This is a genomic window from Streptomyces tubercidicus (assembly GCF_027497495.1).
In the GTDB taxonomy this organism is placed as follows: domain Bacteria; phylum Actinomycetota; class Actinomycetes; order Streptomycetales; family Streptomycetaceae; genus Streptomyces; species Streptomyces tubercidicus.
This window is the reverse complement of record NZ_CP114205.1, coordinates 7,892,925-7,917,841: the sequence shown is the minus strand read 5'-3', so window position 1 is coordinate 7,917,841 and position 24,917 is coordinate 7,892,925. Positions and strand designations below refer to the sequence as shown.

The following is a 24,917-nucleotide window of genomic DNA, read 5'->3' as shown; positions in this document are numbered from 1 at the left end:
ACGGCAGGGAGCCGGCGTCGGGACACCGACGGGCTCAAGACCTCTGCTGGCGGCACCCGCTGCGCCCTCGGAGCGGTGCCTTGGCCCTCGTACCCGGATCCTCGGCTTCTAACAGGCGCTACCGCCGCCGGAGTTCGCGGGCCCGAGCGGCCGGTCTCCCGACTTCCCGAACCAGTCGACGCAGACCACCAGCGCGTCATCCGGCGCTGCCGCATCACGGAAGTCGGCCAGGTCACGCAGTAGGGCGCGGGGCACGGCGGCGGCCGGGAGCAGCCGGCCGGCGTGGATGCCCCGGGCCAGGGCACGCTCCTCGTAGGTATCGCCCTGTGGCGACCGCGCCGCGTACACGCCGTCGCTGACGACGACCAGCCGGTCCCCGGACCGCACCTCGAATTCCTGCGCCTTGTAGTGCGTCTCCTCGAACATGCCGAGCGGCATCTGGGGATCGAGTTCTACGCGCTCGATTGCTCTTCCCCGCATCCGCCACAGCTGGGGCGACCCGGCGTCCACGGCCTGGGCCCGGCCCGTCGCGAAGTCGAAGCGCAGCAGCAGGGTGGAGACATGGGCGGCTCCCCGGTATTGGGCGTAGAGGGCCTGGTCGGCCAGTGCCGCCTGGTCCTCGATGCTGATACCGGCCCGCCGTGCGTTGCGCAGCGCGTTGACGGCGAGGTGGGTGAGCATCGAGGCATGGACGCCGGTGCCCATGCCGTCGGTGACGGCGAGGGTCAGTTCGTCGGCGTCCGAGGCCCAGTCGTAGTTGTCGCCATGGGTGTCGTGGGCGGGTTCGAGCTGGGCGCCGATGGCGTACTCGTCGGCGGAACAGGCGCTGGCCGGGAGGAGTTGCCATTGCATCTCGGCGGCCAGGGTGAGCCGGCTGAGGCGCCGGGCCCGCCGGTAGACGTCGGTGTCGCGCTCGGCCACCAGGAGTTCATGGCCGAGCGCTCCGGCCGCGTGGACAAGGTCATGGATGGTGTCCGGAACGGACCGCTCGGCGGGCAGCCGCACCGTGAGCAGGCCGGTGCGCTCCCCTCGGACGGTCACCGGGAGATGGTGCTGGACGACGTCTCCGTGCCGGGTCTGCTGGTGGGGCTGCCGGCCGCCGAACGCCCTGCCCTCGGCGCTGTTAGCGACGGGGACCGGTGCGGCGGCCGCCCCCGTCGCGCCGAAGGGAGTGAGCGCCGTACCTCCGTGGTCCGCGAGCAGCAACTGCACGGAGAGGGCTCCGTAGCGCTCGGCGAGCACCGCACGAAGCGTGTCCACCAGAGCGTGCGGGGCCGACGCCCGCAGCGCTCGTTCTACCTCACGGCGTTGCATCACGGTCTCTCAGGCATTCTTCGTCCGTGGACGAGGGCAAAGGCGGGGGCTGACGGGGACCGCGTCGCAGGACGGAACGGAGGGGTCGGGTGCGTCCCGTTACGGTGACCGCCCGCGCCGCGAGCACGGAAAGGTGGGCGGCGCTCGTTGCGTTCCACGCGGCGGCCTCCTGACAGCGTGCAGCGGATCTCAGGCCGCTCTTTCGTCCCAAGCCACGCCAGGCGCAGGCGCCTTGTTCTGTGACGAGAACAGATTGTTGCCTTCTGGCGAATGTTGTCAAACGGCAACTATCGCTTCTATCCTGGTCCGAGCTGGTCACTTGGCCGTGCGAACGCCAGGACCGCCGCTTTGCCCCAACCGTCAGCCCCTACAGCGAGGTTCACCGTGCTGCCCCAGCCCAGTGGAGGCCGACCGATGGACGGAGAGATGGCCGTGCGGCAGGAGCATGGCGCTCTTGTCGTCGCCGCCACGGGACCCCTCGATATCGACAACGTCGCGCCGCTGGGCGAAACCCTGCAGAAGGCGGCCGAGGACGGCGTCGCCCGGGTCGTCGTCGACCTGTCAGCGGTGACGTTCGCCGACTCCAGCACGGTCAATGTCCTGATCCAGGCACACGACGCACTGGGCCCGGCCCTGCGGCTCGCGGCGCCCTCCGCCGTGCTGGCGCGGCTCTTCACCCTCACCGGGCTCGATACCGTCCTGCCGCTGTACGAGTCCGTGGCGGAAGCCCTCGATGCCGAGCCGCCGGCCCCTCTAGGAGCCGAGGACGGCGAGCGCGAAGGCTAGCTGCGGAGCAGCACAGACGGGTGGTGCGGGTCAGACCTCAGCGTGGCAGGGCCGCCTGTACCGTTTTGCCGCCGCTGGGGCCCGGGAGGACCGCGACGTGCTGGGCCAGGGAGTGCACCATGGGCCATCCGAAGCCGCCCTGGCTGCCGGACAGATCGGGGCTGCGCTCCTGTGGCGGCGTGGGGCTGGGGTCCTCGACGAAGACCTCGATGCGCTCCTGGTCCGCGCTCAGGTGCAGGGCCGTGACGGCACCGGCGTGCCGTAGTGCGTTGGCGACCAGCTCGGACACCAGGAGCAGCAGGTTCTGGGTGGTCGGTGCGGATGGCTCGGGACGGAGCAGCGCAGCGAAGCTCCGGACGAAATCGCGGGCGTCCGCCGCGGAACCCGGATGACAGACACGCTGCACCAGCTGGGACGGATACTCGTCAATCGCTAGCCGGTGTTGCATGGCCTTCTCCCCCCGGCTCGTAGGGTCTCGTTCTCGGGTGCTGTTCGAGACGCGTCTACCCAGCCAACTGGCCGGGAAAAGAGCGTGTTCGGTCCGCTGTGGTCCACGGTGCTCACGACTGCCCCGCCAGGGGGTTCTTGACCTGTGGGTTCTCCGCCCGGCGGACGGCCAGGGCGAGCGTGTCGTCCGGATGCAGGATGACGGTGTGCATGTCCTCCGCGACGGCGCCGGGGATCTCGCGCACCGGGCGGCGGGCATGGGCCTGGGCGGTCTTGACGAGTCGCGCCTCGCCTTCGATGGGGTCCCGCCGGCTCTCCGTCAGGCCGTCGGTGTAGAGCATCAGCAGGTCGCCCTCGTGCAGGGTGTCCTCCAGCACCGACTCGCTGCCGGGCAGCGGAAATCCGATGCCCCGGCCGCGGACCTCCAGGTAGTCGGCGGTCCCGTCGGCGCGGACGACCAAGGCCGGCGGATGGCTGCCGTTGGCCAGCCGCAGCGCACCGGTTTCCGGGTGAATCCGGGCAAGCAGGACGGTGGCCATGAGGTCGGGGTCGAACGGCGCGAGGATGTCATGCGTATGGGCCACGATGGATTCCAGCGGATGGCCTTCGAGGGCCAGGGTGCGCACGGCATGCGTGACGTTGAGCGCGCTGCGGGTACTGCGCACGCCGTGGCCCAGCGCGTCCACGACCGTGATGTGCACCGTCCCGTCGGGAAGCAGCAGCCAGTCGTAGAAGTCACCGCCCGTGGGTGCGTCGGGATCGGCCGGTGCGTAGTGGACGGCGAGGTCCATCCCGCTGACGGTGATCGGCGGGGGCCGTAGCGCATCCTCCAGCTCGCGCAGGATCTGCCCGTGCGCCCGGCGCAGCTGCTCGTCCCGCTCCTCCAGTTGGACGTAGAGGGCGAGCACACCGCTGTTGGTCTCGGCGAGTTCGTTCTTGAGCCGGTGCAGTTCGGTGCTGAGGGTGTCGACCCGGGAGAGCGCGGCCCCGAGATCGCTTTCGAGCGCCGCGATCTCCGCCTCATACGCCTCGGCGGCCGCTGCCTCGCGGGTGCGGCCCGGGGCGGGCGCGGCTCCAAGTGGCTTGGGCAGCACGGCAGATGGCGGCGGCTCCTCCCCTCCCCCTTCGCCGAGCGGGACGTGCCAGGCCACGGTGCCGTCGGGCGTGGCCTGCCCGGGAAGCGGCAGATCGGCCGGGAGCAGTGACGCCGGTGTCGGTTCGGCGTGCAGCGTCACGGCCAGCAGCGTTGTTCCACCGGGCGCGGTCTGCTGGACGGCCTCCAGGCGGACGGGGCCGCCGGCGTCGAGGGCGGCCGTGGCCATCCGGGATACGGAGAGCAACAGACGCGCTCCGTTGGGGGACGGAAGCCGGTGCGCTTCGCAGATACCCCGGACGGCGCGGCGCAGGCTCGGCAGGGTGTGGAAGGTGTGGGGGTGGGGGCTCACGGGAGTCTCTGAGGTCGGGCGGCGATCACGGTCGCATCGTCGCGGCTGAGGCGGTGGCTGAGGGCGAGGGACGCACCGAGGAGGCTCGGCGGCAGCCGGTGCACGAACGCCGAGGGCGACCGGGCCCATTGCTGGTCGATGCCGTCGGAGTACAGCACCGCGGTGGCACCGGGCGGTACGGGGAAGGCCCGCACCTGCGGCGGCGTCATGTTCAGGCCGGCTATACCGGGCTGGCCGGTCAGGCGGTGGCCCACTTCGAGCGGTGCCAGCGTCAGGACCCGTACATTGCCGATGCCGCTGTACTCCGCGCGGCCGGGGTGCAGGCGCAGCAGGCCCACCGCCGCGCCCCGGGTGCGGCGCAGCGCTCGGTGGATGACGGTGAGGAGTTCGGGCAGCGGAAGGTCCGGTGCCCGGTGGAAGGAACGTATCGCGGTCTGCGCGGCCTCGGCCGCTTGCGGGCCGTGACCGAGGCCGTCGACCACGATCGCGGTGCGGGCGGTGTCCTGATCGACGACCGCACAGGCGTCACCGCTGAGTTGCTCGCGGTCCGCCGGCAGACAGATGACTCCCACCTCCTGGCCTGCTGCCGGGGGTGTGGCGTCGGGCTGGGTGAGGCGCGCGCAGACGAGGGTGCCGGCCCCGGGCTGTGTACGGATGGTGAGGGCGGTCGCTATCCGCTGCACGGCACCCAGCCCGGCGCCGAGTGTGTTGCTGGTGGTGTAGCCGTCGGCGAGGCACTGCTGGAGTTCGCCCATGCCGGGGCCGTGGTCCGCGGCGACGATCTCCATCCCGCCGCCCAGGGGCAGGGGTTGAATGAACAGCGAGCCGCTGTGCGCGTGTTTGGCCACGTTGCCGGCCAGTTCCGAGGCGATGACGGCGGCCTGGTCGGGCAGGGCGCCGGGCAGGCCGCAGCGCCCGGCGACCGCACGCGCGGTCTCGGCGGCGAGATGAACGGCGCTGTAGTGGTCCACGGCGATATGCGCCGTCGGCGACGTCTCGGGGAAACTCACCGCCCCGCCCATCGCGTGGCGATCACGGTCGTGCCCTGGCCGGGCACGGTGTGCAGTTCGAAGTCGTTCATCAGGCGCCGGGCACCCCCCAGGCCGTGGCCGAGTCCCGCGCCGGTGGTGAAGCCGTCGGCCAGCGCCGCGTCGGCGTCCAGGATGCCGGGCCCGTCGTCCTTGACCGTCAGCCGCAGTCCGGCCTTCCCGCCCAGCGTCAGCTGGTCAATGGTCACCGAGCCGCCTCCGCCGTGGATATAGGCGTTGCGTGCCAGCTCGCTGGCGGCGGTGACCACCCGTGTCTGGTCGACGATGCTGAATCCGGCACGCAGCGTGGCCGCCCGTACGGCATGACGGACCGTCAACAGGTCTTCTTCGGTGCGCACATGATGGACCGTCCGCTCCGTCATCGCGTCACGGCCGGCGGCGCCGGGCACCGTGGTGGCGAGAGCCACCGTGTGGTCAGTGTTCCGGGCGGAACTCACCCAGGCCCCCTCCGGACGGCTGCGGGCTCTGGCGCCAGCCCATCGCGGCCATTCCTTGTTCGGCGTTGAGTGCCGTCTCCACTCCGGTGAGCTGGAGCCCCAGCTCGACCAGGGTGATGGCGACCGGCGGGCGCATCCCGGCGACGATCACCCGGGCGCCCAGCAGCCGCGCCATGGTGGTCAGCTCCATCAGCGTACGTGCCACGAAGGAGTCGACGATCTCCAGCCGGGAGATGTCGATGAGGACACCACGGGCCCGGTCGCTGCTGATCCGGCTGGTCAGCTCCTCGGTGAACGCCACGGCGGTCTTGTCGTCGAGTTCGTTGAGGAGGCCGGTGACCAGCACGTCCCCCAGGCGCAGGATCGGGACGCTGCCCGAGGCGGGCGTACTCATCGCCCGTCCAATGGCGCGTGGTCCGATCCGGCGGCCTCGGTCAGCTTCACGGCCTCCCGGAGGGCGTCGGCGAGGGTGGCGCGGGTCAGGATCGTCGACAAGTCGATCCCGAGTTGCGCGATGGTCTGGGCGATCGGCGGCCGGATGCCGCTGATGACGCAGTCCGCGCCCATCAGACGCACCGCGTTGACGGTGTGCATCAAGTGCTGGGCGACGGCGGTGTCGACGGTGGGCACACCGGTGATGTCGATGATCGCGACCAGTGCCTCGTGCTCCTGGATGGCCTGGAGAACGTTCTCCATCACCACCTGGGTGCGTGCGGTGTCGAGTGTGCCGATCAGCGGTACGGCCAGCACCTGGCGCCACAGCCTGACGACCGGTGTGGACACCTCCAGCAGCTGCTGGCTCTGCCGGCTGATGATCTCCTCGCGGCCCTCGACGAAGGTCTCGAAGGAGAGCGCCCCGGCGCTGTCCAGCAGGCGGTTGATCAGCACGGCGCTGCGGAAGAGGTCGTCCCCGTCGCGGGTCCGCCGCTGGACGGCCTCCAGCAGGGCTTCCTTGAGCGAGAGCACGGCCAGGGAGGTCGCGGTGGGGGAAACCCCCCGGCGGGCGCGGCGCAGGGAGATCTCGGACACCGTCCGGTGCATCTCCTCGTGCGAGGTGACCACGCGCTCGACCGGGATCCCGAGGTCCAGGCCGGTCAGCAGGGCACCGACCAGGGCGTCGGCCTCCTCCCCCAGCTCGGCCTCGCTCACTTCGCCGTCCAGCGACGGCTGCGCCAGCTGCAACTGCACCCAGCGGTCCGAGATCTCATCGGCCTCTTCGCGCAGCACGCTGGTGACTCGTTCGCGTGCGGCAGCCTCAGCGGAACCCAACACGTTGTCCTTTCGGTCCGGCCCGGCCCGGGTGACCGTCGGCCTGCTCGCTCCGCCGGTGCGGCCGGGCCGAGCCGCGTTCGTCGACAGTTGCCTTCCGGCAAATGTTATCGAGCGCGATCAAGCCCGGTAACCCACGGGCTCCCTCTTCACCCGACGAAGCGGGGAATGGCCGGAAGGCCGAATCGGTGCGATGTTTTTGCGTCCGAAGAGCGGATATCAGCCCGCTGCTGACATCCCTGCCGAGATCCCCGGATTCCGGGGATCTCGGCCGTACGGCAGCCCGGTTGGCCGGTAACGCAGAACGCTCCACGCTCAATCGTGACCGTCACCGAACCAGTCAAAACACAGCACCAAGGCATCATCCAGCGTCTCCGCCGCACGGTATTCGGCCACATCGCGCAGGACCGCACCCGGTACCAGGGCGGCCGGCAGCAGGCGCGTGGCGTGCAGCGCCCGTGCGAGCGCGCTCTCGACATACGTTCCGCCGCGCGGCGAGGGCGCGTCGTACACCCCGTCGCTCACGAAGAACAGCCGGTCCCCCGGCATGACCGTGAGGCTCTCCGGTGCGTAGTGGGACTCCTCGAACATGCCCAGGGGCAGTTGCCTGTCCAGCTCGATGCGCTCGACGGACTTGCCCCGCAGCCGCCACATCTGCGGCGACCCCGCGTCGATGATCTCCATCCGCCCCGTCGCGAGGTCGACGCGCATCAGCAGCGTCGATACATGCAACGCGCCCTGGTAGAGGCCGTATACCGCCTGGTCGGCCAGTGCCGCCTGGTCCGCGAGGCTGACACCGGCCCGCCGGGCGTTGCGCAGCGCGCTGACGGCGAGGTGGGTGAGGAGCGAGGCATCGACGCCCTGCCCCATGCCGTTGGTGACGGTGAGGGTCAGCTCATCGCCGTCCGAAGCCCAGTCGAAGTTGTCGCCGTGCACGGCATAGGCGGGCTCCAGCTGGGCGCCGATGGCGTACTGCGCGGCGGTGCACGCCCGTGCGGGAAGCAGCTGCCACTGCATCTCCGCCGCCAGGGTGAGCCGGCTGACACGGCGAACCCGCTGGTAGATGTCGGTGTCCCGCTCGGCGACCAGGATCTCGTGTCCCAGCTGGTCGACCACCTGCCTGAGCTCATCGAGCACCGCGGGCGTGGAACGGTCACCGGGAAGCCGGACCGTCAGAATGCCGATCCGGTCGCCGCGCACCGTCACCGGGAGATGGTGGTCGATGGCGTCACCGTGCGGCACCTGCTGCTCGCGTCGCTCCTGGCTCCCCAGCGCACGCCCTTCCGCACTGCCGGAGATGGGCAGCAGCGGGGCGTCCTCGTCCCCCGAGGAGTCGTCGCACGGACTGAGGACCGTGCCCCCATAGTCCGTCAGATACAGGCGCACCGAGGTCGCCCCGTAGACGGCGGCGAGGTGATCACGCACGGTGCCGAGCAGCGCGTGCGGCGCCGCCGCGCGCAGCGCCCTTCCCGCATCGAGGCGTTCACTCATGGTGTCGCGGACCACCTTCGTACAGCCTCAAGGGCAGGGTCGGTCTGACAACGGGACGCACAGGGTGACAGAGTGTTCGTGTGTCCCGTTTCACCAGTCGGTCCCCTTCCCGCGAGCAGGCGAGCGCGGCGGCCCTTGCCGCCGCGGAGCTGCTTGAGGTTCTGTGGGGACGTGGACAGGAAGCGGCGCGCTCGGCGGGAGTGTCCCCTTCCCAGCTCCGCGCACTCCTGGTGATCGAGAAACGGGAAGGCACGAATCTGCGCACCCTCGCCGAAGCGCTCGCCTCGCGTCCACCGGCGGTCAGCAGGCTCTGCGACCGCCTGGAGGCGATGGGTCTCGCCGAGCGGGGCCCCAGCGCGACGAGCCGACGCGAGGTCGAGCTGAGGCTGAGTTTGCGCGGCAAGGTGCTGCTGGAGGAGTACCGCGCGGCACGGAGCCGCGAGGTCACGGCCACCCTGGAGCAGATGGAACCCGCCGATGTCGCCAACCTCGCGGCCGGCCTGGAGGCCTTTCACGCGGCGTTCGCCCGGCACGCGGCGGACGAGGGCGGCGCTTCCGTCCGGGACGACAGCGTCGCGGACAGTGCCTAGCCTCACCTGAACTCCGCCTCTCGATCCGACAGCCCCACCGGAAGACGCGCTATGCGGACGGGACAAACGGATCTTCGCCGCGCGGGCGACGTTATCAAAACGCCCTTTCCCTTCCGTGCGTCAGGCGAGAGCGCCGGTGAGGAAGGTGCGGATGTGCTCGGTGATGGTGTCGAGGTGGCTCTCCAGGGCGAAGTGCCCCGACTCCAGCAGATGGATCTCGGCGTTGGGCAGGTCCTGGCTGAATGCCGTGGCGCCGTCGGGGCCGAAGATCTCGTCGCCTGCGCCCCAGACCGCCAGCAGCGGGACCTGGGAGTCGCGGAAGTACTGGTGGACCTGCGGGTAGAGGTCCACGTTGGTGGGGTAGTCGCGGAACAGCCTGAGCTGGATCTCGTCATTGCCGGGACGGTCCAGGAGCGCCTGGTCGTGAACCCAGTTGTCGGGGCTGACCAGGCTGGGGTCGGCGACTCCGTTCACGTACTGCCACCGGGTGATCTCGGCGGTCAGGGCGCCTCGCATGGGGGCTTCGGTCTCCGGTCCGGGTGCTGCGGCGTAGGCGAAGACGCCGTCCCAGAAGGGTTTGACGAAGCCCTCCTCGTAGGCGTTGCCGTTCTGGGTGATGATCGCGGTGATGCGGTCCGGGTCCTGAAGGGCGAGCCGCCAGCCGATGGGGGCGCCGTAGTCCTGGACGTACAGCGCGTACCGGTCGATGCCCAGGTGCTGGAGCAGTCCGGCGGTGATCTCGGTGAGGGCTTCGAAGGTGTACGGGAAGTCCTCCGGGGACGGCATCGCGGACTGCCCGAACCCGATGTGGTCGGGGGCGATCACGTGGTAGCGGTCAGCAAGCGCCGGGATCAGGTGGCGGAACATGTGCGAGCTGGTCGGGAAGCCGTGGAGCAGCACCAGGGTGGGTGATGAGGAGGCGCCGGCCTCCCGGTAGAAGACCTCAAGGCCGTTGACGATGACGGTGCGGTGGTGGACTGCGGGGGCCATGTCCCTAACCTTTCTTTTGAGTTTTGTGGGTTATATCGCCAGTGGAACACGCTCGACCATAACCAGTCAAGAGCATTTTGGAGGTTAGGTAGACTTGCCACTCCGGGGCGCCGGGCCCGGCCGCCAAGTGGCCGGTATGACCCCAAGCGTCCCCCCACGCAGGACGGCGGACCTGCACACTTACCCGCCCACCCGTCGCACCCACCCAGGCGGCCCATGCGCGCCCACACACCCACGACTGCCACCCGACGCATCATGTAACCTGTCAAGCAAGTCAATCCGGTTAGGAGGAGTGAAGGTGGCCGATCGAGAGCCGCAGGACGCGCTGCTTGAGCTCCTCAACACCACGCCGGTGGTGGGCGGAGCCGTCCAGGATCAGCTGGCGGATCCGGCGGCGGCCAAGTCCTGGCAGCGGGCGCACGGCGGCCGTGGCACCGCTGAGGAGCACCGGCAGCTGCTGCGCGCGCGTGATGCCCTGCAGGCCGTGGTGCGCGGCAGCCGGCCGGCCTCGTCGCTGGCCCCGCTCCTCAAGGGCGTCACCTCCCACCCGCAGCTCTCCTCCGCCGGAGTGACCTGGGAGATCGACGCCCCCGCGGAGCACCGGATGGCGGTGGATGCCGTCCTGGCCTGGAGCGATCTGCAGGAGACAATGCCCGGTCGGCTACGGCCGTGTGCCAACCCGGAGTGCCGGCGCTTCCTCCTCGACCGCAGCAAGACCAACAAGGGCCGCTGGTGCTCGATGGCCCTCTGCGGCAACAGGATGAAGGCCCGACGCCACTATCAGCGCACCCGCGAGGCCGCCGCCGAGTGACACCTCCGGCAGCCGTTCCGCCGGTCCCGGTGCACGCATCCATGGCGGGCGATCACGGAATCGCGGCGGCACCGGCGCAAAACTAGGATCGGCAGCAGCGCACAGATCACCGCGCCATGAGGGGTCACCCCCGTCCGGCCACCCCGCAGGAGGTCCGCGATGGCGACGCTGCTGTCCGTGAACGTCGGAATGCCGAAGGATGTGTCCTGGCAGGGCCGGACCGTCCACACCGGAGCCTGGAAATCCCCCGTGCACGGCCCGCGGATGGTGCGACGGCTGAATATCGACGGAGACGGCCAGGGAGACCTGGCCGGTCATGGCGGTGACATCCGTGCCGTACTCGTCTACCAGCTGCAGTCCTACCGGTACTGGCGGGAGCAACTCGGCCGCGATGACCTGACGTTCGGGAGTTTCGGGGAGAACTTCACCGTCGACGGGCTGCCCGACGACGAAGTGTGCATCGGCGACCGGTATCGCATCGGCGAGGCGGAATTCGAAGTCACCCAGCCGCGCGTCACCTGCTACCGCGTCGGGATGCGCCTGGGCGAACCCACCATGGCCGCCCTGCTGGTCGCCCACCACCGCCCCGGCTTCTACCTGCGCGTCCTCACCGAGGGACGCGTCCAGGCCGGTGACGAGATCACCCTCATCCGCAAGGGCCCCGAGGAACTCAGCGTCGCCGACACCGACGCACTCCTCTACCTCCCCGACCGCGACCCGGCCCTCCTGCACAAAGCCCTGAACATCCCTGCGCTCAGCCCCGGTTGGCAGCAGTCGTTCCGCGAACTCGCCACTGCCCGGCGGCCCGGACAGGAACCGGGATGGCCGGGCGCGGGCGCGGGGAACCGGCAGCACCGGGAGGAGCCGGGATGGCCGGGGTTCAAGGCCCTGCGGGTCGCCCGCATCGTCCCCGAGACCCCCACCGTCTCGTCGATCTACCTCGACACCACCGACGGCACACCGCTCCCCGAGGCGCGCGCCGGCCAATATCTCTCCCTGCGCCTCACCCTCGGCGACACCGCCCCCGTGGTGCGCAGCTACTCACTCTCCTCGGCACCCACCGCGGGCACCTACCGCATCAGCGTCAAGCACGAGCCCCACGGGCAGGTCAGCGGCTATCTCCATGCCACGCTCCACACCGGGGACCTCGTGGACATCGCCTGCCCCCGTGGAACGTTCGTGCTCGAAGACGGCACCGGCCCGGTCGCGCTCCTTTCGGCGGGGATCGGTATCACTCCCGTACTCGCCATGCTCCACCAGCTCGCCGCCGCCCGGGACCCCCGCCCGGTCTGGTGGATCCACACCGCCCATGACCGCACCCACCACGCCTTCGCGGACGAGACCCACGCTCTTCTGTCGCAGCTCCCCGACGCCCACGAGCACATCTACTACACCGCCGAAAGCCCGCCTCCCGATGAGCCGCATATCTCGCGGGGCCGCCCGTCCGCTCCCGCACTCGCGGCCATCGGCCTTCCCGCTGACGCCGACACCTACCTCTGCGGACCGCCCGCCTTCATGGACTCCGTCGGCGGCCTGCTGCGCGCTCACGGGCTGGACCCCATGCGGATTCATACGGAACAGTTCAGCGCCCTCCCCGCCATCAACCCCGGCGTCACATCCACGGCCGCGCTCCGGCCACACCAGCCGCCCGGTCCCCCGGGCAGCGGCCCGCTCATCACCTTCGCCCGCAGCGGTATCACCACCCCTTGGTCACCGGCCCACGCCGCACTCCTCGACCTCGCCGAAGCCTGCGATGTCCCCACCCGCTGGTCCTGCCGCACCGGCGTCTGCCACACCTGCGTCACCCACCTCGTCTCGGGCGAGACCACCTACACCACCCCGCCGCTCGAACCCCCCGAGCCCGGCACCGTCCTCGTCTGCTGCAGCCGGCCCACCACCGAAGTCGTCCTGGACCTGTAGTCGGCCGGGCCTCGACGGCCACCGCGCCCGCCCGCCCACCTGCCTCAGTCGACGGCGCTCAACTCGCCCAGCACATCCCCGAGTTCGAGCTCGGCACGGCCGCGCGTCTGGAGGCCCCGCTGGAACAACGCCGCGGTGCGTTCCTGTGAGCTCTCGCCTCGTACGAGCTGCTGGAACATCGCGGCATCGGCGCGTACGTCGGCCGGAGTGGGCAGGCTGATGGCGTTGATGGCTGACTTGGCCGCGATCAGCGCATCGCGGGGGAAGTCCGCCATGCGCCCGGCGATACCGGCTACGAACTCGTCCAGCTCGGCGTCGGGCACCGCGCGGTTGATCCAGCCGTAGCGTTCGGCGAGTTCGGCATCGAAGTCGGCCGATGTCAGTACGGCTTCGAGCGCTCGGCCCCGGCCCAGCAGACGGGTGAGGTGCTGGATCGCGCCCGCGCCGGGCGGGGCGCCGATGCCGACTTCCAGCTGGCCCAGGACGGCGTTCTCCCGGGAGGCGAAGCGCATATCGCAGGCGAGGAGGAATTCGCTGCCGGCGCCCCGTGCTCTGCCACGCAGCTTGGCGATCGTGACGGCCGGGAGCTGGCTCAGCTGGTGGAACAGCATCCCCAGGGAGGCATCACCCGGCCCTCCGGCTTTCGCGGCTTCAGCGGTGTATTCGGGAACTTTGGTCAAGTCGACGTGGGGGAAGAAGAAGTCGGGATCCGCGCTGTCGAAGACCACCACACGGGCAGCGGCCGGGTGGGAGAGCTCCTCAAGGAGCCCGACGAGATCGCGTACGACCTCGGGGCCGATGAGGTTGATCGGCGGGGCGTGGAAGGTGGCGGACAGGACGTTGCCGTGCAGGCTGGTGCTGATGGTTTCGTACGAGGTGGTCATGTCTGTCCTCTCGGCGCTCGTCAGGGCCCGGCGGCAATCGAACCGCCGCTGGGCGGCGGCACCGCGCCCGGCACACCGGGAGGGGACGCCGGCTCGCGCCGTCAGTCCGCGCGGCGCCTCAGGCGACGGCCTGCGAGGACGGCCCCCGCGCCGGCGACCACCGAGGCGACGGCGATGCCGGTGAATGCGGTCTCGGACCGGGTGTCGTGGGTGGCTCCGGTGCCGGCCAGCGCGGGACGCCGAGTGGATTCGCCTGCCGTGGCGGCTTGGAGGACGAGGTCGGAGACCGCTTCGGGGTCCGCGATCAAAGACACATGGCAGGAGTTGATCTCCACGGTGTGGGAGTGGGCGCGCTTGGCCTCGAAGCGTTCCTGGTCCGGGTTGATGGTCTTGTCCTGGCGGCTGACAAGGGCCCAGGAGGGGATGGTCTTCCAGGCCGCGACCCTGGCCTTCTCGGAGAACGCGGTGGTGGCCGCGGGCCGCTGGGTGACCCCCAGCAGGTTCGCCTGGTGCTCCGGCAGGCAGGCGGCGAAGACCGGATACACCTTGTCCCGCTTGACGTAGATGTCGGTCCCGCTCACCCCGCCGCCGGCCCGGTACGGAACGGTCCTGGTGGCGGTGCCCAGTTCGCTGGGGAACCTGGCGGACAGGGACATCCCGCTCTCGCCCACATCGGGCACCTGCGCCGCCACATACACCAGCGACTTCACCCGGGGGTTTCCCGCGGCCGCCGTACTGATCACGGCACCGCCGTAGGAGTGACCCGCCAGCACGATCGGACCCTTGATGCTGTCCAGTACGGAGGCGATGTAGGTGGAGTCGCTGTAGAGCCCGCGCAGTGGGTTGGCCGGGGCGATGACGGTGTAGCCGCGGCGTTCGAGCCGTTCGGCGACCCCGTTCCAGCTGGAGGCGTCCGCGAATGCCCCGTGCACGAGGACGATGGTGGGTTTGGCCGGGGCCGCACCGCCGTCCGCGGCGGCGGGGGCCGACACCGCAGTGCACAGTGCCATGGCGCACCCGGCCGCCATGACATGTGTGCGACGTATTCGTCGCCGTGATCGAGGAACCGGAAATGCCGCCAACGCCACCACGTCCTTCTCGCTTCCCCTGAGGTCTCACGGGGTCTCATGAGGCCGCACGGGGTCTCACGGTTCGTCCCATAGGTCTCACGGGGTCTGATGAGGTCTATGGCACTCAGCGTTCATGCATCCGCACCGGCGGGCACGCGTACTTAGTCCAGTCGGGCCGCAGCGCCGGGCCATGGGAGTGAGCGCGGAGTCAACGGGTGTGCTCGGGCCTACACGTCGGCGGTTTGTGCTTCGTCGATGCGGACGATGGCCGTGATGACGTCGTTGAACGCCTCGGTGGAGCTGGGGTGGGTGTAGACGGCATCGCGCAGGTCGGCGGCCTTGAGGCGGTGTCGCATGGCGAGGGCGACGGTGTTGATGAGTTCCTGCGCGTCGACGCTGAGCAGGGCGGCGCCGAGGATCTCGTCCGTATCGGCGTCCATGACGAACTTCATCATCCCGCGGGTCTCCTCGACGACGTAGGCGCGGGGCATGGCCACGATGTCGGCGACGGCCTGGCTGCCGACCTTCACCCGGTGTCCGGCCGCGCGGGCCTCCTTCTCGGTGAGTCCGACGGTCGCCAGCGGCGGGGTCATGAACACGGTGTGCGGGATCGCCACCCGGTCCGTGGTCGAGCGGGTGCCCTCGCCGGTGAGCTGGTCGAGCACGATACGGCTGTCGTCGAGGTAGATATAGGTGAACTGCGGTCCGCCGTTGACATCGCCGAGGGCGTAGATATGCGGCCGACTGGTGCGCAGATACTCGTCGACCCGGACGGCTCCGCGCTCAGTGGTGGCGACGCCGGCGGCTTCGAGGCCGAGGTCATGAGTCGTCGGGGCGCGGCCGACGGCGGCGAGTACGGCATCAGCTTCGACGGTGTGCCGCACGCCGCCCTTCTCATAGGTGAGCTGCGCGCCGGTCTCGCCATCGCGGACCTCGGTCACCTCGGCGCCCGCGACGATCTCGATACCGTCGTCGGTGAGGATCTTCACCGCGGCGGCGGCGATGTCGTCGTCCTCCTGGCCCAGCAGCTCGGGAGCCGCCTCGAACAGGGTGACCTGCGAGCCGAACGCGCGGTAGATCGCGGCGAACTCGATGCCGAGGTAGCCGCCGCCGATGATGGCGAGCCGGTCCGGCAGGACGGTCGACTCGATCAGCTCGGTGCTGTTGACGAGGTACTCGCTCTCCCGCAGCCCCGGAATGCCGGGGATGAGCGGGTGGGAGCCGGTGTTGATCAGGATCGTCTCGCCCGTGACGGTGACCCGCCCCGTGCCGGTGTCCACGACGACGGTGTGGGGGTCGCGGAAGCGGCCGTGTCCGGTGAGGGCCGTGACGGTGCCCATGCCGTCGAGCGCCTCGTAATTCCCGCCGCGGAACAGCTTGGTGATGGCCTGGGTCTCCTGCACGGAGCGCTCGTACCACTCCTGGGGCGGGTCTTCGGGGCGGCGTTTGCCGGAGCGGTGGACGAGCGCCTTGGTCGGTACGCAGCCGACATTGGGACAGGTCCCGCCATACATGTGCGCGGACTGCTCGACGAGGACGACGCGCTTGCCGAGCCGGCCCATCGTCGCGGCCACGACCTTGCCGCCCTTGCCGAAGCCGAGGACGAGGACATCGGCGTGCAGCGTGTCGTCCGTGGTGTCCATGACGCATTCCCCTTCGCACCCGGCCGGGAGACCGATGGGCATGAGCAACCCTCACGCCTCATCCAAACGCCGCCCCGGCCACCCCGCCCTGCGCTGGGCCGGACCCCACGGCCGACCGAGGCGATAAGCAATTCCAATGGCCGCACTAACACCCGGATCCCCACCACTCCCATCCGCTGCCGTGGCTCAAGCGCATCGACGACAGGCGGTACAGGCCGAGCGGCCGCGTCTGCCGACGGTGGCGCTGTAGTTGCCCGATACATCGAGGTGCGACACGAGGGCGGCACACGTTCGCCCTGGGTACCTGGGGCGGAGAGTTCCATCCCGACTTCCAGCCCCAGTCGGGTGAGGTAGTCGCCCACGAGCACTGGGCACAGAGCGGGTTCGCGAATACCGATCTGGATGCCCAGCTGAGACAGCACGGCATCACCCATGTCGTGACGATCGGACTGCTGGCGAACACCTGCATCGAGTCCACCAGCCGCTTCGCGATGGAACTCGGCTACCACGTCACCCTGGTGCGCGATGCCACCGCTGCCGTGCAGCCCGCCATGATGCACGCCGCACATGAGTTGAACGGCCCCACCTTCGCCCATGCCATCGTCGCCACCGCGGACGTCGTCACCGCGTTCAAGGCCGCTGCCCGGCCGTGACACCGGCGGGCGGAAACCCCGGTCACCGGGCGTCCCTGCACGACTCACCGGGCAGCCCCTGCGCGCCCCGTAAACCCCTGCGACACGCCCAACGGAGCCGCACAGCGGCCTGGCACCCACACCGCAACCAATGACATACCGTCAATAACCGTGCCACTTCGGGCACACGGAACGTCACTCTGCACGAGAACGTCACTCCGGACGGGAGGCCCGACGCGGTGGACGGCGTCTCTGTACTGCTTGTCGCGGTGATCATCACGGCGCTGGCCTTCGACTTCACCAACGGGTTCCACGACACGGCCAACTCGATGGCGACCTCCATCGCCACCGGGGCGCTGGCGCCGCGGGTCGCCGTCGCGGTCGCGGGGGTGCTCAACCTCGTAGGCGCGTTCCTGTCCACCACGGTCGCCAGGACGATCTCCGGCGGCATCGTGGACGACAAAGCGGTCAGCCTCACGATGATCTTCGCGGGACTGATCGGCGCGATCCTCTGGAACATGGTCACCTGGCTTGCGGGACTACCGTCCAGTTCCTCACATGCGCTGTTCGGAGGTCTGATCGGCGCGGTGTGGGTCGGATCGGGCGGCGATGCGGTCCGGTTCGGGCAGGTCGTGGAGAAGATCGTGATCCCCGCCATCGTCTCCCCCGTGCTGGCCTGTCTGACCTCGCTGCTGGCGACCTACCTCGCCTACGTACTCACCCAGCGCTCGCCGAGCGGACCGGTCAGCCGTGGTTTTCGTGTCGGGCAGATCGGCTCCGCCTCACTGGTCGCGCTGGCCCACGGCACCAACGACGCGCAGAAGACCATGGGCGTGATCACCCTGACCCTGATCGCCGCCGGTGTGCTCGGCCAGGGCTCCGGACCGCCGTGGTGGGTGACGCTCAGCGCGGGGCTGGCGATCTCGCTCGGCACCTATGCGGGTGGCTGGCGGATCATCAGGACGATGGGCAAGGGGCTCACCGATATCGAATCACCGCAGGGATTCACCGCGGAGACCACCGCCACCACCGTCATCCTGGTCTCCTCCCACATGGGCTTTCCGCTGTCGACCACCCAGGTCTGCGCGGGCGGAATCCTCGGCGCCGGCCTCGGCCGGAAGCTGGCCGAGGTCCGTTGGGGAGTGGCCGGCCGGATCGCGGTGTCCTGGGTCCTGACCCTCCCCGCGGCCGCGTCCGCCGGAGGTGTCGCGGCCTGGCTGGCCGGGCGCGGGGACATCGGTCTGGTGCTGGTGGCGGGAGCGGCCGTGGCAGCGGTCAGCGGGATGTACGCACTCTCCCGGCGCAAGCCCGTCCACGCGGACAACGTCAACCAGCCACCCGACCGGGAAGCGCAGCAGGCCGACAGCCTCGCACCCTGACGCCGGGACCTCCGCACCACCGTCGGGAGGACCGGCGCCGGAGCGGCAGTTTCATCAGACACGAGAGGAGAAGACCGAAGCCATGCACATCGACTGGGATGCGCTCGCCGCGGTCTGCGCCACCAGCCTGACCGTCGTCATCCTGCTCGTCGGGGCCTTCTCCTTCGGACTTGCCGCACTGACCCGGCCCCGGAAGGAGCAGCCGTCCGGCGCCGAACCCGCGGGTACGGCGGATGCGCTGGCAAAGGCGACGGCGGTGCTCTGCTTCGCCGTCTGCGCGGCCCTGGCCTGCTACGGAATCGTTCTGATCGTCTCGCAGTCGCGGTAGCGGAACCGGGGGGAAGTAAGGACGCGTTCGGCCGCGGACGAGACGGCGGGTCTCCCCCACCTCGTCCGCGGCCGAGTCGGCCTACACCTTGAAGTAGTCGTTCCAGGCATCGACCAGCATTTGCCGGACGGACTGATCGGCCAGTTGGGCTGCCTGATTGAACGTGCCGGTCACCCCGTAGTAGTAATAGGCTCCGTCGTTCGTCGCCATATGGTCTTCGGCGGGGTTGTCGACATGGCGGCTGAAGTGGAGATTGGCGAAGGCGGACACGGCGGTACAGATGTAGTACACCCAGTTCCCCGTTCGGTTCTCCATGGCATTGGTGATACTCCAGTTATTCATGGGCATGACGGTTCCCCATCCCCCTCTTTTGTCTCGTCCCCGCGGATCAGACCGCGGAGAGACTGATGTCGCCCGTGGTGCTCACCGTCATGCGATAGTCCTGCGGACTGCTCTGGACGTTGGCGAGGATGAACTCCCCCTTGCCGTCATCCCACTGTCCCTTGACCTTCCAGTCGTCGTCCCAGAGGATGCACCGCCCTCGACCGGTCTGGACGCTCAACGGTTTCTCTTTGTGCTGCGAGATCCACGCATAGGCATCGCTGTACGACCTCGGGTTCACGGACTCACTGTCCCCGGCGTGCTCTTCGTTGACGAAGGACACATACGAGTTCGACTGGTTGTCGCAGCCTCTGATTCCAGTGGTCATTCCTTTTCCCCTTCCCTCGGCCCATGGCATTTCGGGACCTACTCCGCTGCAGTGCCCCACCTTGGACCGACTCCGACAAGGACAGCACGGGCGTCGGGGCATTCGCGAGAGAGCGGAAAGAAATCGGCTGGAATATCGGCCTTGGCTGGATGAGCTCCCTTGCCGGCGCCGGTAGCCATGAAATGCCCTGGCAGGACGCGGAAGTTGGGACGGCGGTAATTCTCGAATTACACCGCGAGTTCGAATTCGGTGGAACGTACGGACGGGCGAATGCCGCCGGGGCCGTCAAAAGGAGGCCAGGGGATTACTGCGTGGGGTCGGCCACCGGATTGATCCGTACGCGGTCGTTGTCGCCGTCGGTCAGAAACATCGCCAGCGCCTGGCCCTCTTCGGTGACGGCGCTGCGATCGGCCGCAGAGAACGCCCGAAGCGGGCTGATGACGAGCAGGTTGTCCCGCACGGTCCAGGTGGCGGACACCCGCCCGTCCACCAGGACGACACGCTCACCGGCGACCGACAGGCCACGGTGGGCGTCGTCGATGATGCGGCTGCGGTCGTGGTAGCCGAGGATCGCGTTGTCGAAGGCCGGAAGGAACCTCACGGGCGCGGGGGTGTCCGGGTCGGGGCGCGGGGCGTCGGGGAGGTCCAGCAGTTCGCGGCCCCGTTCGTCGCGGAAGGTGATGAGGTCTTCGCGCAGGGCTTTGACCGCGGCGGGGAGCCCGGTGAGGCCGCACCAGGCGCGCAGATCGGCCGTGGCGGCGGGGCCGTACGCGGCCAGATAGCGCCGTACCAGTGCTTGTCCGGTGGGGTCGGAGTCGGCCGTTGCCGGTGGCGCGATCTCGCGCCCCAGCCAGAGGGAGAGAGGCACATTGCGTACGCCTGCTGTAGTGCGCCACAGCCCGCGCGGCGGCAGTTGGGCCATCGGGATGAGGGCGGCGACGAGCAGCTCGCCCAGCACCCGGCGCGGTGGCGCGGGCCAGCGGTCGGCGAGTGCCTGGACGAGTTCGGCCATGCTGCGGGGGCGGCCGTCGGCCATGACCGCCCTGCCTGCCGCGGCGACCTCTTCCGGGTCGATCCCGGCGAGTTCGCGGCGGTAGGTGGTCAGCACCCGCTGGCGCAGCATGGCGTCATGGCGGGCCCGCCAGGCCAGTACGTCCTCGGCCGTGACGAGGTGGACGGTGCGGCGCATCAGGTGGGTACGCACTACCTGGCGTCCAGTCAACAGCTCATCCAGATCAGCGGACTTGAAGTGACGCAGTCTGGACCACAGTCCGGCGAATGGCTCTTGTGGTTCCTGCGCCTGCAGCCCGCAGAGGTGCGCGACAGCATCGCGGGCCGGTACGTCGCTGCGGGCCAGCAGCAACTGCCGGGCGAGAGTGGCGCGGTTGAGGGCACGGGTGTCGAGAACGGTCATCGCGTCACACCGCCGCGCGCTCGTCGGCCGGACGTCTGCGCCGCGTCGCGCGCGGGACGGCAGCAGACGGGTGGTAGCACGCGGTGGCTCAGGGACATCCATGGCTCCTTGGCTTCGGTTACTGGCTTGGGTTACTGGCTTGGGTTACCGGGCTGCGGTGACTCACCGTTCCATCTCACCGTTCCACGGATTGAGGACAGGTTGAGTCCTCTACTCGGGGCAGTGCCAGCCGCGTGCAGAAGTCTTCCTCGCGGCCCCCCGCTTCCTTCCCCTCCCCCCGGAATCGCTGACCACATCGCGGACCCAGGGGTGCGCGCCCGCAGGTTGTCCCTCTAGGGTGACGGGTGCAGCTGGTTCGTCCCGTCCGCCAGGCGGGAGCGTCGTAAGAGGGAACCCGGTGGGAATCCGGGACTGCCCCGCAGCGGTGAGTGGGAACGACCGCCGTCATACGCACTGGGCCCGGGTCGGGTCTGGGAAGCGACGGCCAGTAGGTGTCTCGTACGCGTACGAGACGGGCCCGCGAGTCCGAAGACCTGCCCGTTGCCCGCATACGACGTTTGTGTGCGGCCATTCCGGTGACCTCGTGGGCGGGTCGGCGTACATATCGAGCGGCACCCGCGGCGACACCGTGGCGTGGTCCGCCCGGTGGTCGTTCCTTCGCGCTCCCGTTCCGTCTCCGGACCTCAACGAGACATCTCGCGAAGGAGAGTTCCGTGACAGCGAAGTCCGCAGCCGCGGCAGCACGGGCCACCGTGTACGGCTACCCCCGCCAGGGACAGCACCGGGAACTGAAGAAGGCCATCGAGGGCTACTGGAAGGGCCGCGTCAGCGCCGACGCCCTCCGGCAGACGGCGGCAGATCTGCGCCGTTCCCACTGGCAGCAGCTGGCCGACGCCGGAATCCATGAAGTGCCGTCCGGTGATTTCTCGTACTACGACCATGTCCTGGACACCAGTGTCATGGTCGGCGCCGTTCCCGAGCGGCACCGCGCGGCGGTCGGCGCCGACGCCCTGGACGGCTACTTCGCGATGGCACGGGGCACCCAGGACGTCGCCCCGCTGGAGATGACCAAGTGGTTCGACACCAACTACCACTACCTGGTCCCCGAGCTCGGCCCGGACACCGTCTTCACCGCTGACTCCGGCAAGCAGGTCGCGGAACTCCAGGAGGCCGTCGCCCTCGGCCACGCCGCCCGCCCGGTCCTCGTCGGGCCGGTCACCTACCTCCTGCTGGCCAAGCCCGCGCCGGGAGTGGCCGCGGACTTCGAGCCGCTGACCCTGCTCGACCGGCTCCTCCCGGTGTACGCCGAGATCCTCGCCGATCTGCGTGCGGCGGGCGCCGAGTGGGTGCAGCTGGACGAGCCCGCGCTGGTCCAGGACCGCACACCGGCCGAGCTGAACGCCGCCGCGCGCGCCTACCGTGAGCTCGGGAGCGCCACCGACCGGCCGAAGCTGCTGGTCGCCTCGTACTTCGGCCGGCTCGGCGACGCGCTGCCCGTCCTGGCCAAGGCGCCCGTCGAGGGCCTGGCCGTCGACTTCACCGAGTCGGGCGCCGCCAACCTGCGGGACCTCGCCGCGGCCGGCGGACTGCCGGGTAAGCGTCTGGTCGCCGGCGTCGTCAACGGCCGCAATGTCTGGATCAACGACTACGGGAAGTCGCTGTCCACGCTGGGCACGCTCCTCGGGCTCGCCGACCACGTCGATGTCTCGGCGTCCTGCTCGCTGCTGCACGTACCGCTGGACGCCACCGCCGAGCGCGATATCGATCCGCAGATCGCCCGCTGGCTGGCCTTCGCCCGGCAGAAGACCGAGGAGATCGCCGTCCTGGCGCGCGGCCTGGCGCGGGGCACCGGGTCCATCGCCGCCGAACTCGCCGCGAACCGCGCCGACCTCGCTTCCCGGGCCGGTTCCGCGCTGACCCACGACCCCGCCGTACGGGCCCGCACCGCCGCCGTCACCGACGCCGACGGCCGCCGCTCCCAGCCGTATGCCGAACGGACCGCCGCCCAGCGCGCGCACCTCGGACTCCCGCTGCTGCCCACGACGACGATCGGTTCGTTCCCGCAGACCACCGAGCTGCGCACGGCACGGGCCGATCTGCGGGCCGGTCGGATCGACACGGCCGGCTACGAGGAACGGATCAAGGACGAGATCCGGGAGGTGCTCTCCTTCCAGGAGAAGGCCGGGATCGACGTCCTGGTGCACGGCGAGCCGGAACGCAATGACATGGTCCAGTACTTCGCCGAGCAGCTCACCGGCTACCTCGCCACCCAGCACGGCTGGGTGCAGTCCTACGGCACCCGCTACGTCCGCCCGCCGGTGCTCGCCGGGGACATCTCCCGTCCCGAACCGATGACCGTGCGCTGGACCCGCTACGCGCAGTCGCTCACCGAGCGGCCCGTCAAGGGCATGCTCACCGGGCCGGTCACCATGCTCGCCTGGTCCTTCGTCCGCGACGACCAGCCGCTGGGCGACACCGCCCGCCAGGTGGCCCTCGCCCTGCGCGACGAGGTCAACGACCTGGAGACGGCGGGCACTTCGGTGATCCAGGTCGATGAGCCCGCGCTGCGCGAGACACTGCCGCTGCGCGCCGCCAAGCACACCGCCTACCTGGACTGGGCGACCGAGGCATTCCGCCTGACCACCAGCGGCGTGCGGCCGGACACCCAGATCCACACCCATATGTGCTACGCGGAGTTCGGCGACATCGTCCAGGCCATCGATGCCCTGGACGCCGACGTCATCAGCCTGGAGGCCGCCCGCTCCCATATGCAGGTCGCGCGTGAACTGGCCGGGCACGGCTATCCCCGGGAGGCCGGTCCCGGCGTTTATGACATCCACTCGCCGCGCGTCCCCAGCGCCGAAGAGGCCGCCAGCCTTCTCCGTAAGGGACTTGAGGCGATCCCGGCCGAGCGGCTGTGGGTCAACCCGGACTGCGGACTGAAGACCCGCGGCTGGCCCGAGACCCGGGCCTCCCTGGAGAACCTGGTCGCCGCCGCCCGTGAGATCCGCGCCGAGCTGGCCGCCGAAGGCTCCTGACAACCCTGGAATCCGGGCCGGATACCTGACTGTCCGGCCCGGACCGACGGGGCAAGATGCCCGCATTCTTGCCCCGTCGTACCTTCACAGCGCGGCAGTCGTCTGCGTTTCCTGGTGCCACCACACCACGACACCCATCGACTGGTTGCGCGCCGGGGAGGCCCGCAGGAGGGGGCAGAGCTGTACGCGAACAGGGACCGGGGCGCGAGCGCGGACGAGGACCGTAAACGGCGGGCAACAGCGCGCCCGGCCACCACGGGGGCGCGTCCGCCGGCCGCCGAGGCCGACTCCGTCCCGGCGGCGCTGCTGGCTCTGCAGCGCACCGCCGGGAACGCCGCCGTTTCACGGCTGGTCGAAGACGGGCGGCGGGGCGGGGCGAGCGGGGCCACCGGCCGGGAAACCGTCCAGCGCGGAGCTGCGCCCGGCGAGGTCGTCCAGCGGGCGCAGGAAGAAACGACCGGCGGGCACGGCGGGATCACGGACCGGGCCGGCGGGAAAATCAAGGAGAAACCCACGAACGACGTGGAGCGGGGTTTCTACGCCGATATGCGCGCGGGCAAGCACCCCGCTCTGGACGGGGTGGTCCCGAACTCGTACACCGCCGAGCAGGTGCGGACGATGGACGGCGAAAAGGGCGAGGGCGACGACTCGACTCACATCTACATCGACAACCTGACGTTCGGCATGAAGATGCCGAAGGTTCTCGACATCAAGGTGGGTGAAAGCACAGCGAGCAAGCAGGAGTTGCTCACCTCCATGTCGAAGGCCGACGCCTGGAAGAAGAAGATGAAGCTGAAGGCCGCCGACAAGGTGACCGGCTCCGCGGACCGCGGCTATCGGGCGGTCGGCGGTACGGGCCTCAAGGGGAGCCGACGCGCCATCGGGCGGGAGTCCGAGCAGATTGTGCAGGGTTTTTCGCCGGAGCCCAGCGTCTATGACGCGCTGGTGGAGAAGCTGACCCACGTCAGGGCGGCCGCCGGTGACTCCGGCCTCGCCTTCATCGCGGCGAGCGTACTGATCGCGGTGGACGAGCAGCCGGCAACGGAAAGCCCGGCGGCCGCGGCGAAGCTCAACCTCATCGACTTCGCGCATACGTTCGGATCGGAGCAGCTGAGCGAGGAGCAGGTGAAGAAGTACCGGACCCGCTTCGACGAGGGAATGGCGCGGCTGATCGCGGATGTGAAGGCGGCCGGTGCCGGTAAGAAGCAGGCGGCGGCAGACGCGTAGGGGGCCTCCGCCCCATGGAGCAGCTGCCGTAGCACGCCTTGCCA

At 69.8% G+C, this 24,917-nt stretch carries 24 protein-coding genes and 1 riboswitch; of the genes, 9 read left to right on the top strand and 15 right to left on the bottom strand.

Annotated features, from left to right (window positions below; translation table 11 throughout):
- Positions 1–108 precede the first annotated feature (108 nt).
- Positions 109–1,314 carry a PP2C family protein-serine/threonine phosphatase gene (locus STRTU_RS34205; RefSeq protein ID WP_174879015.1) on the bottom strand — a complete coding sequence of 402 codons (1,206 nt, stop codon included), beginning with the start codon at positions 1,312–1,314 and terminating at the stop codon, positions 109–111.
- A 414-nt stretch (positions 1,315–1,728) separates the two neighbouring features.
- Between STRTU_RS34205 and STRTU_RS34200 the strand changes: the two genes are divergently transcribed.
- Complete coding sequence (locus STRTU_RS34200; protein ID WP_159749111.1) at positions 1,729–2,100, top strand: STAS domain-containing protein; 372 nt, start codon at positions 1,729–1,731, stop codon at positions 2,098–2,100.
- 37 nt (positions 2,101–2,137) lie between these two features.
- Here STRTU_RS34200 and STRTU_RS34195 read toward each other — a convergent pair whose 3' ends face one another.
- From STRTU_RS34195 to STRTU_RS34165, 7 genes are all read right to left on the bottom strand, one after another.
- Positions 2,138–2,548, bottom strand: coding sequence for an ATP-binding protein (locus STRTU_RS34195; protein WP_159749109.1), 411 nt, complete (start codon positions 2,546–2,548; stop codon positions 2,138–2,140).
- 112 nt (positions 2,549–2,660) lie between these two features.
- Positions 2,661–3,992: a PP2C family protein-serine/threonine phosphatase gene (locus STRTU_RS34190; RefSeq protein WP_246241607.1), complete on the bottom strand. Its 1,332-nt coding sequence runs from the start codon at positions 3,990–3,992 to the stop codon at positions 2,661–2,663.
- Positions 3,989–5,002, bottom strand: coding sequence for a SpoIIE family protein phosphatase (locus tag STRTU_RS34185; protein ID WP_272591817.1), 1,014 nt, complete (start codon positions 5,000–5,002; stop codon positions 3,989–3,991). Before STRTU_RS34185 ends, STRTU_RS34190 begins: the two co-directional genes overlap by 4 nt.
- Entirely contained in the window at positions 4,999–5,478 is a 480-nt protein-coding gene (locus STRTU_RS34180) for an anti-sigma regulatory factor (RefSeq protein WP_371873699.1), read from the bottom strand. The genes STRTU_RS34185 and STRTU_RS34180 overlap by 4 nt, the downstream gene beginning before the upstream one ends.
- On the bottom strand, positions 5,456–5,872 hold the full coding sequence (locus STRTU_RS34175) for an STAS domain-containing protein (RefSeq protein ID WP_159749105.1): 417 nt from the start codon (positions 5,870–5,872) through the stop codon (positions 5,456–5,458). The genes STRTU_RS34180 and STRTU_RS34175 overlap by 23 nt, the downstream gene beginning before the upstream one ends.
- Positions 5,869–6,747 carry an STAS domain-containing protein gene (locus tag STRTU_RS34170; protein ID WP_159749103.1) on the bottom strand — a complete coding sequence of 293 codons (879 nt, stop codon included), beginning with the start codon at positions 6,745–6,747 and terminating at the stop codon, positions 5,869–5,871. The genes STRTU_RS34175 and STRTU_RS34170 overlap by 4 nt, the downstream gene beginning before the upstream one ends.
- 315 nt (positions 6,748–7,062) lie before the next feature.
- Positions 7,063–8,238 (bottom strand): PP2C family protein-serine/threonine phosphatase, encoded by a 1,176-nt coding sequence (locus tag STRTU_RS34165; protein ID WP_159749101.1) that lies wholly within the window; start codon positions 8,236–8,238, stop codon positions 7,063–7,065.
- Between the two features lie 80 nt (positions 8,239–8,318).
- Here STRTU_RS34165 and STRTU_RS34160 point away from each other — a divergent pair, with 80 nt between their 5' ends.
- A complete protein-coding gene (locus STRTU_RS34160; protein ID WP_159749089.1) occupies positions 8,319–8,828 on the top strand; it encodes a MarR family winged helix-turn-helix transcriptional regulator in 510 nt (169 codons plus the stop codon).
- Between the two features lie 120 nt (positions 8,829–8,948).
- On the opposite strand, the gene STRTU_RS34155 is transcribed toward STRTU_RS34160, so the two are convergent.
- A complete protein-coding gene (locus tag STRTU_RS34155) occupies positions 8,949–9,818 on the bottom strand; it encodes an alpha/beta fold hydrolase (RefSeq protein ID WP_159749087.1) in 870 nt (289 codons plus the stop codon).
- 298 nt (positions 9,819–10,116) lie between these two features.
- Here STRTU_RS34155 and STRTU_RS34150 point away from each other — a divergent pair, with 298 nt between their 5' ends.
- Positions 10,117–10,629, top strand: coding sequence for a CGNR zinc finger domain-containing protein (locus tag STRTU_RS34150; protein ID WP_246241605.1), 513 nt, complete (start codon positions 10,117–10,119; stop codon positions 10,627–10,629).
- A 159-nt stretch (positions 10,630–10,788) separates the two neighbouring features.
- Positions 10,789–12,549, top strand: coding sequence for an MOSC domain-containing protein (locus STRTU_RS34145; protein WP_159749083.1), 1,761 nt, complete (start codon positions 10,789–10,791; stop codon positions 12,547–12,549).
- 44 nt (positions 12,550–12,593) lie between these two features.
- Here STRTU_RS34145 and STRTU_RS34140 read toward each other — a convergent pair whose 3' ends face one another.
- The 3 genes from STRTU_RS34140 to STRTU_RS34130 form a co-directional block, all read right to left on the bottom strand.
- Complete coding sequence (locus STRTU_RS34140; protein ID WP_159749081.1) at positions 12,594–13,433, bottom strand: enoyl-CoA hydratase/isomerase family protein; 840 nt, start codon at positions 13,431–13,433, stop codon at positions 12,594–12,596.
- A 101-nt stretch (positions 13,434–13,534) separates the two neighbouring features.
- The gene (locus tag STRTU_RS34135; RefSeq protein ID WP_159749079.1) at positions 13,535–14,443 is read right to left on the bottom strand and encodes an alpha/beta fold hydrolase; all 909 of its coding nucleotides are present in this window, start codon (positions 14,441–14,443) and stop codon (positions 13,535–13,537) included.
- Between the two features lie 287 nt (positions 14,444–14,730).
- Positions 14,731–16,146 (bottom strand): FAD-dependent oxidoreductase, encoded by a 1,416-nt coding sequence (locus STRTU_RS34130; RefSeq protein WP_159749077.1) that lies wholly within the window; start codon positions 16,144–16,146, stop codon positions 14,731–14,733.
- A gap of 176 nt (positions 16,147–16,322) precedes the next feature.
- On the opposite strand from STRTU_RS34130, the gene STRTU_RS34125 reads away from it, so the two are divergent.
- The 3 genes from STRTU_RS34125 to STRTU_RS34115 all read left to right on the top strand — a co-directional run bounded on the left by STRTU_RS34125 (position 16,323) and on the right by STRTU_RS34115 (position 18,485).
- On the top strand, positions 16,323–16,799 hold the full coding sequence (locus tag STRTU_RS34125) for a cysteine hydrolase family protein (protein ID WP_308789409.1): 477 nt from the start codon (positions 16,323–16,325) through the stop codon (positions 16,797–16,799).
- 218 nt (positions 16,800–17,017) lie between these two features.
- Positions 17,018–18,157: an inorganic phosphate transporter gene (locus STRTU_RS34120; RefSeq protein ID WP_159749075.1), complete on the top strand. Its 1,140-nt coding sequence runs from the start codon at positions 17,018–17,020 to the stop codon at positions 18,155–18,157.
- A gap of 82 nt (positions 18,158–18,239) precedes the next feature.
- Positions 18,240–18,485 (top strand): hypothetical protein, encoded by a 246-nt coding sequence (locus STRTU_RS34115; protein ID WP_159749073.1) that lies wholly within the window; start codon positions 18,240–18,242, stop codon positions 18,483–18,485.
- Between the two features lie 81 nt (positions 18,486–18,566).
- On the opposite strand, the gene STRTU_RS34110 is transcribed toward STRTU_RS34115, so the two are convergent.
- The 3 genes from STRTU_RS34110 to STRTU_RS34100 form a co-directional block, all read right to left on the bottom strand.
- Complete coding sequence (locus STRTU_RS34110) at positions 18,567–18,833, bottom strand: hypothetical protein (protein ID WP_269777425.1); 267 nt, start codon at positions 18,831–18,833, stop codon at positions 18,567–18,569.
- A gap of 40 nt (positions 18,834–18,873) precedes the next feature.
- On the bottom strand, positions 18,874–19,194 hold the full coding sequence (locus STRTU_RS34105; protein WP_159749069.1) for a hypothetical protein: 321 nt from the start codon (positions 19,192–19,194) through the stop codon (positions 18,874–18,876).
- A 304-nt stretch (positions 19,195–19,498) separates the two neighbouring features.
- Complete coding sequence (locus tag STRTU_RS34100) at positions 19,499–20,608, bottom strand: winged helix DNA-binding domain-containing protein (protein WP_159749067.1); 1,110 nt, start codon at positions 20,606–20,608, stop codon at positions 19,499–19,501.
- A gap of 325 nt (positions 20,609–20,933) precedes the next feature.
- A riboswitch (cobalamin riboswitch) is annotated at positions 20,934–21,163 on the top strand.
- A gap of 158 nt (positions 21,164–21,321) precedes the next feature.
- Between STRTU_RS34100 and metE the strand changes: the two genes are divergently transcribed.
- Positions 21,322–23,646: a 5-methyltetrahydropteroyltriglutamate--homocysteine S-methyltransferase gene (gene metE, locus STRTU_RS34095; protein WP_159749065.1), complete on the top strand. Its 2,325-nt coding sequence runs from the start codon at positions 21,322–21,324 to the stop codon at positions 23,644–23,646.
- Positions 23,647–23,760: 114 nt separating this feature from the next.
- Positions 23,761–24,873, top strand: coding sequence for an inositol polyphosphate kinase family protein (locus STRTU_RS34090; protein WP_159749063.1), 1,113 nt, complete (start codon positions 23,761–23,763; stop codon positions 24,871–24,873).
- The last annotated feature ends 44 nt before the right edge of the window (positions 24,874–24,917 follow it).

Excerpts from the sequence above, each read along its gene's own strand:
- STRTU_RS34205 (WP_174879015.1), bottom strand. The coding sequence starts at position 1,314 with ATGCAACGCCGTGAGGTAGAACGAGCGCTGCGGGCGTCGGCCCCGCAC.
- STRTU_RS34200 (WP_159749111.1), top strand. The coding sequence starts at position 1,729 with ATGGACGGAGAGATGGCCGTGCGGCAGGAGCATGGCGCTCTTGTCGTC.
- STRTU_RS34195 (WP_159749109.1), bottom strand. The coding sequence starts at position 2,548 with ATGCAACACCGGCTAGCGATTGACGAGTATCCGTCCCAGCTGGTGCAG.
- STRTU_RS34175 (WP_159749105.1), bottom strand. The coding sequence starts at position 5,872 with ATGAGTACGCCCGCCTCGGGCAGCGTCCCGATCCTGCGCCTGGGGGAC.
- STRTU_RS34165 (WP_159749101.1), bottom strand. The coding sequence starts at position 8,238 with ATGAGTGAACGCCTCGATGCGGGAAGGGCGCTGCGCGCGGCGGCGCCG.
- STRTU_RS34155 (WP_159749087.1), bottom strand. The coding sequence starts at position 9,818 with ATGGCCCCCGCAGTCCACCACCGCACCGTCATCGTCAACGGCCTTGAG.
- STRTU_RS34145 (WP_159749083.1), top strand. The coding sequence starts at position 10,789 with ATGGCGACGCTGCTGTCCGTGAACGTCGGAATGCCGAAGGATGTGTCC.
- STRTU_RS34140 (WP_159749081.1), bottom strand. The coding sequence starts at position 13,433 with ATGACCACCTCGTACGAAACCATCAGCACCAGCCTGCACGGCAACGTC.
- STRTU_RS34135 (WP_159749079.1), bottom strand. The coding sequence starts at position 14,443 with ATGGCACTGTGCACTGCGGTGTCGGCCCCCGCCGCCGCGGACGGCGGT.
- STRTU_RS34130 (WP_159749077.1), bottom strand. The coding sequence starts at position 16,146 with ATGGACACCACGGACGACACGCTGCACGCCGATGTCCTCGTCCTCGGC.
- STRTU_RS34115 (WP_159749073.1), top strand. The coding sequence starts at position 18,240 with ATGCACATCGACTGGGATGCGCTCGCCGCGGTCTGCGCCACCAGCCTG.
- STRTU_RS34110 (WP_269777425.1), bottom strand. The coding sequence starts at position 18,833 with ATGCCCATGAATAACTGGAGTATCACCAATGCCATGGAGAACCGAACG.
- STRTU_RS34105 (WP_159749069.1), bottom strand. The coding sequence starts at position 19,194 with ATGACCACTGGAATCAGAGGCTGCGACAACCAGTCGAACTCGTATGTG.
- STRTU_RS34100 (WP_159749067.1), bottom strand. The coding sequence starts at position 20,608 with ATGACCGTTCTCGACACCCGTGCCCTCAACCGCGCCACTCTCGCCCGG.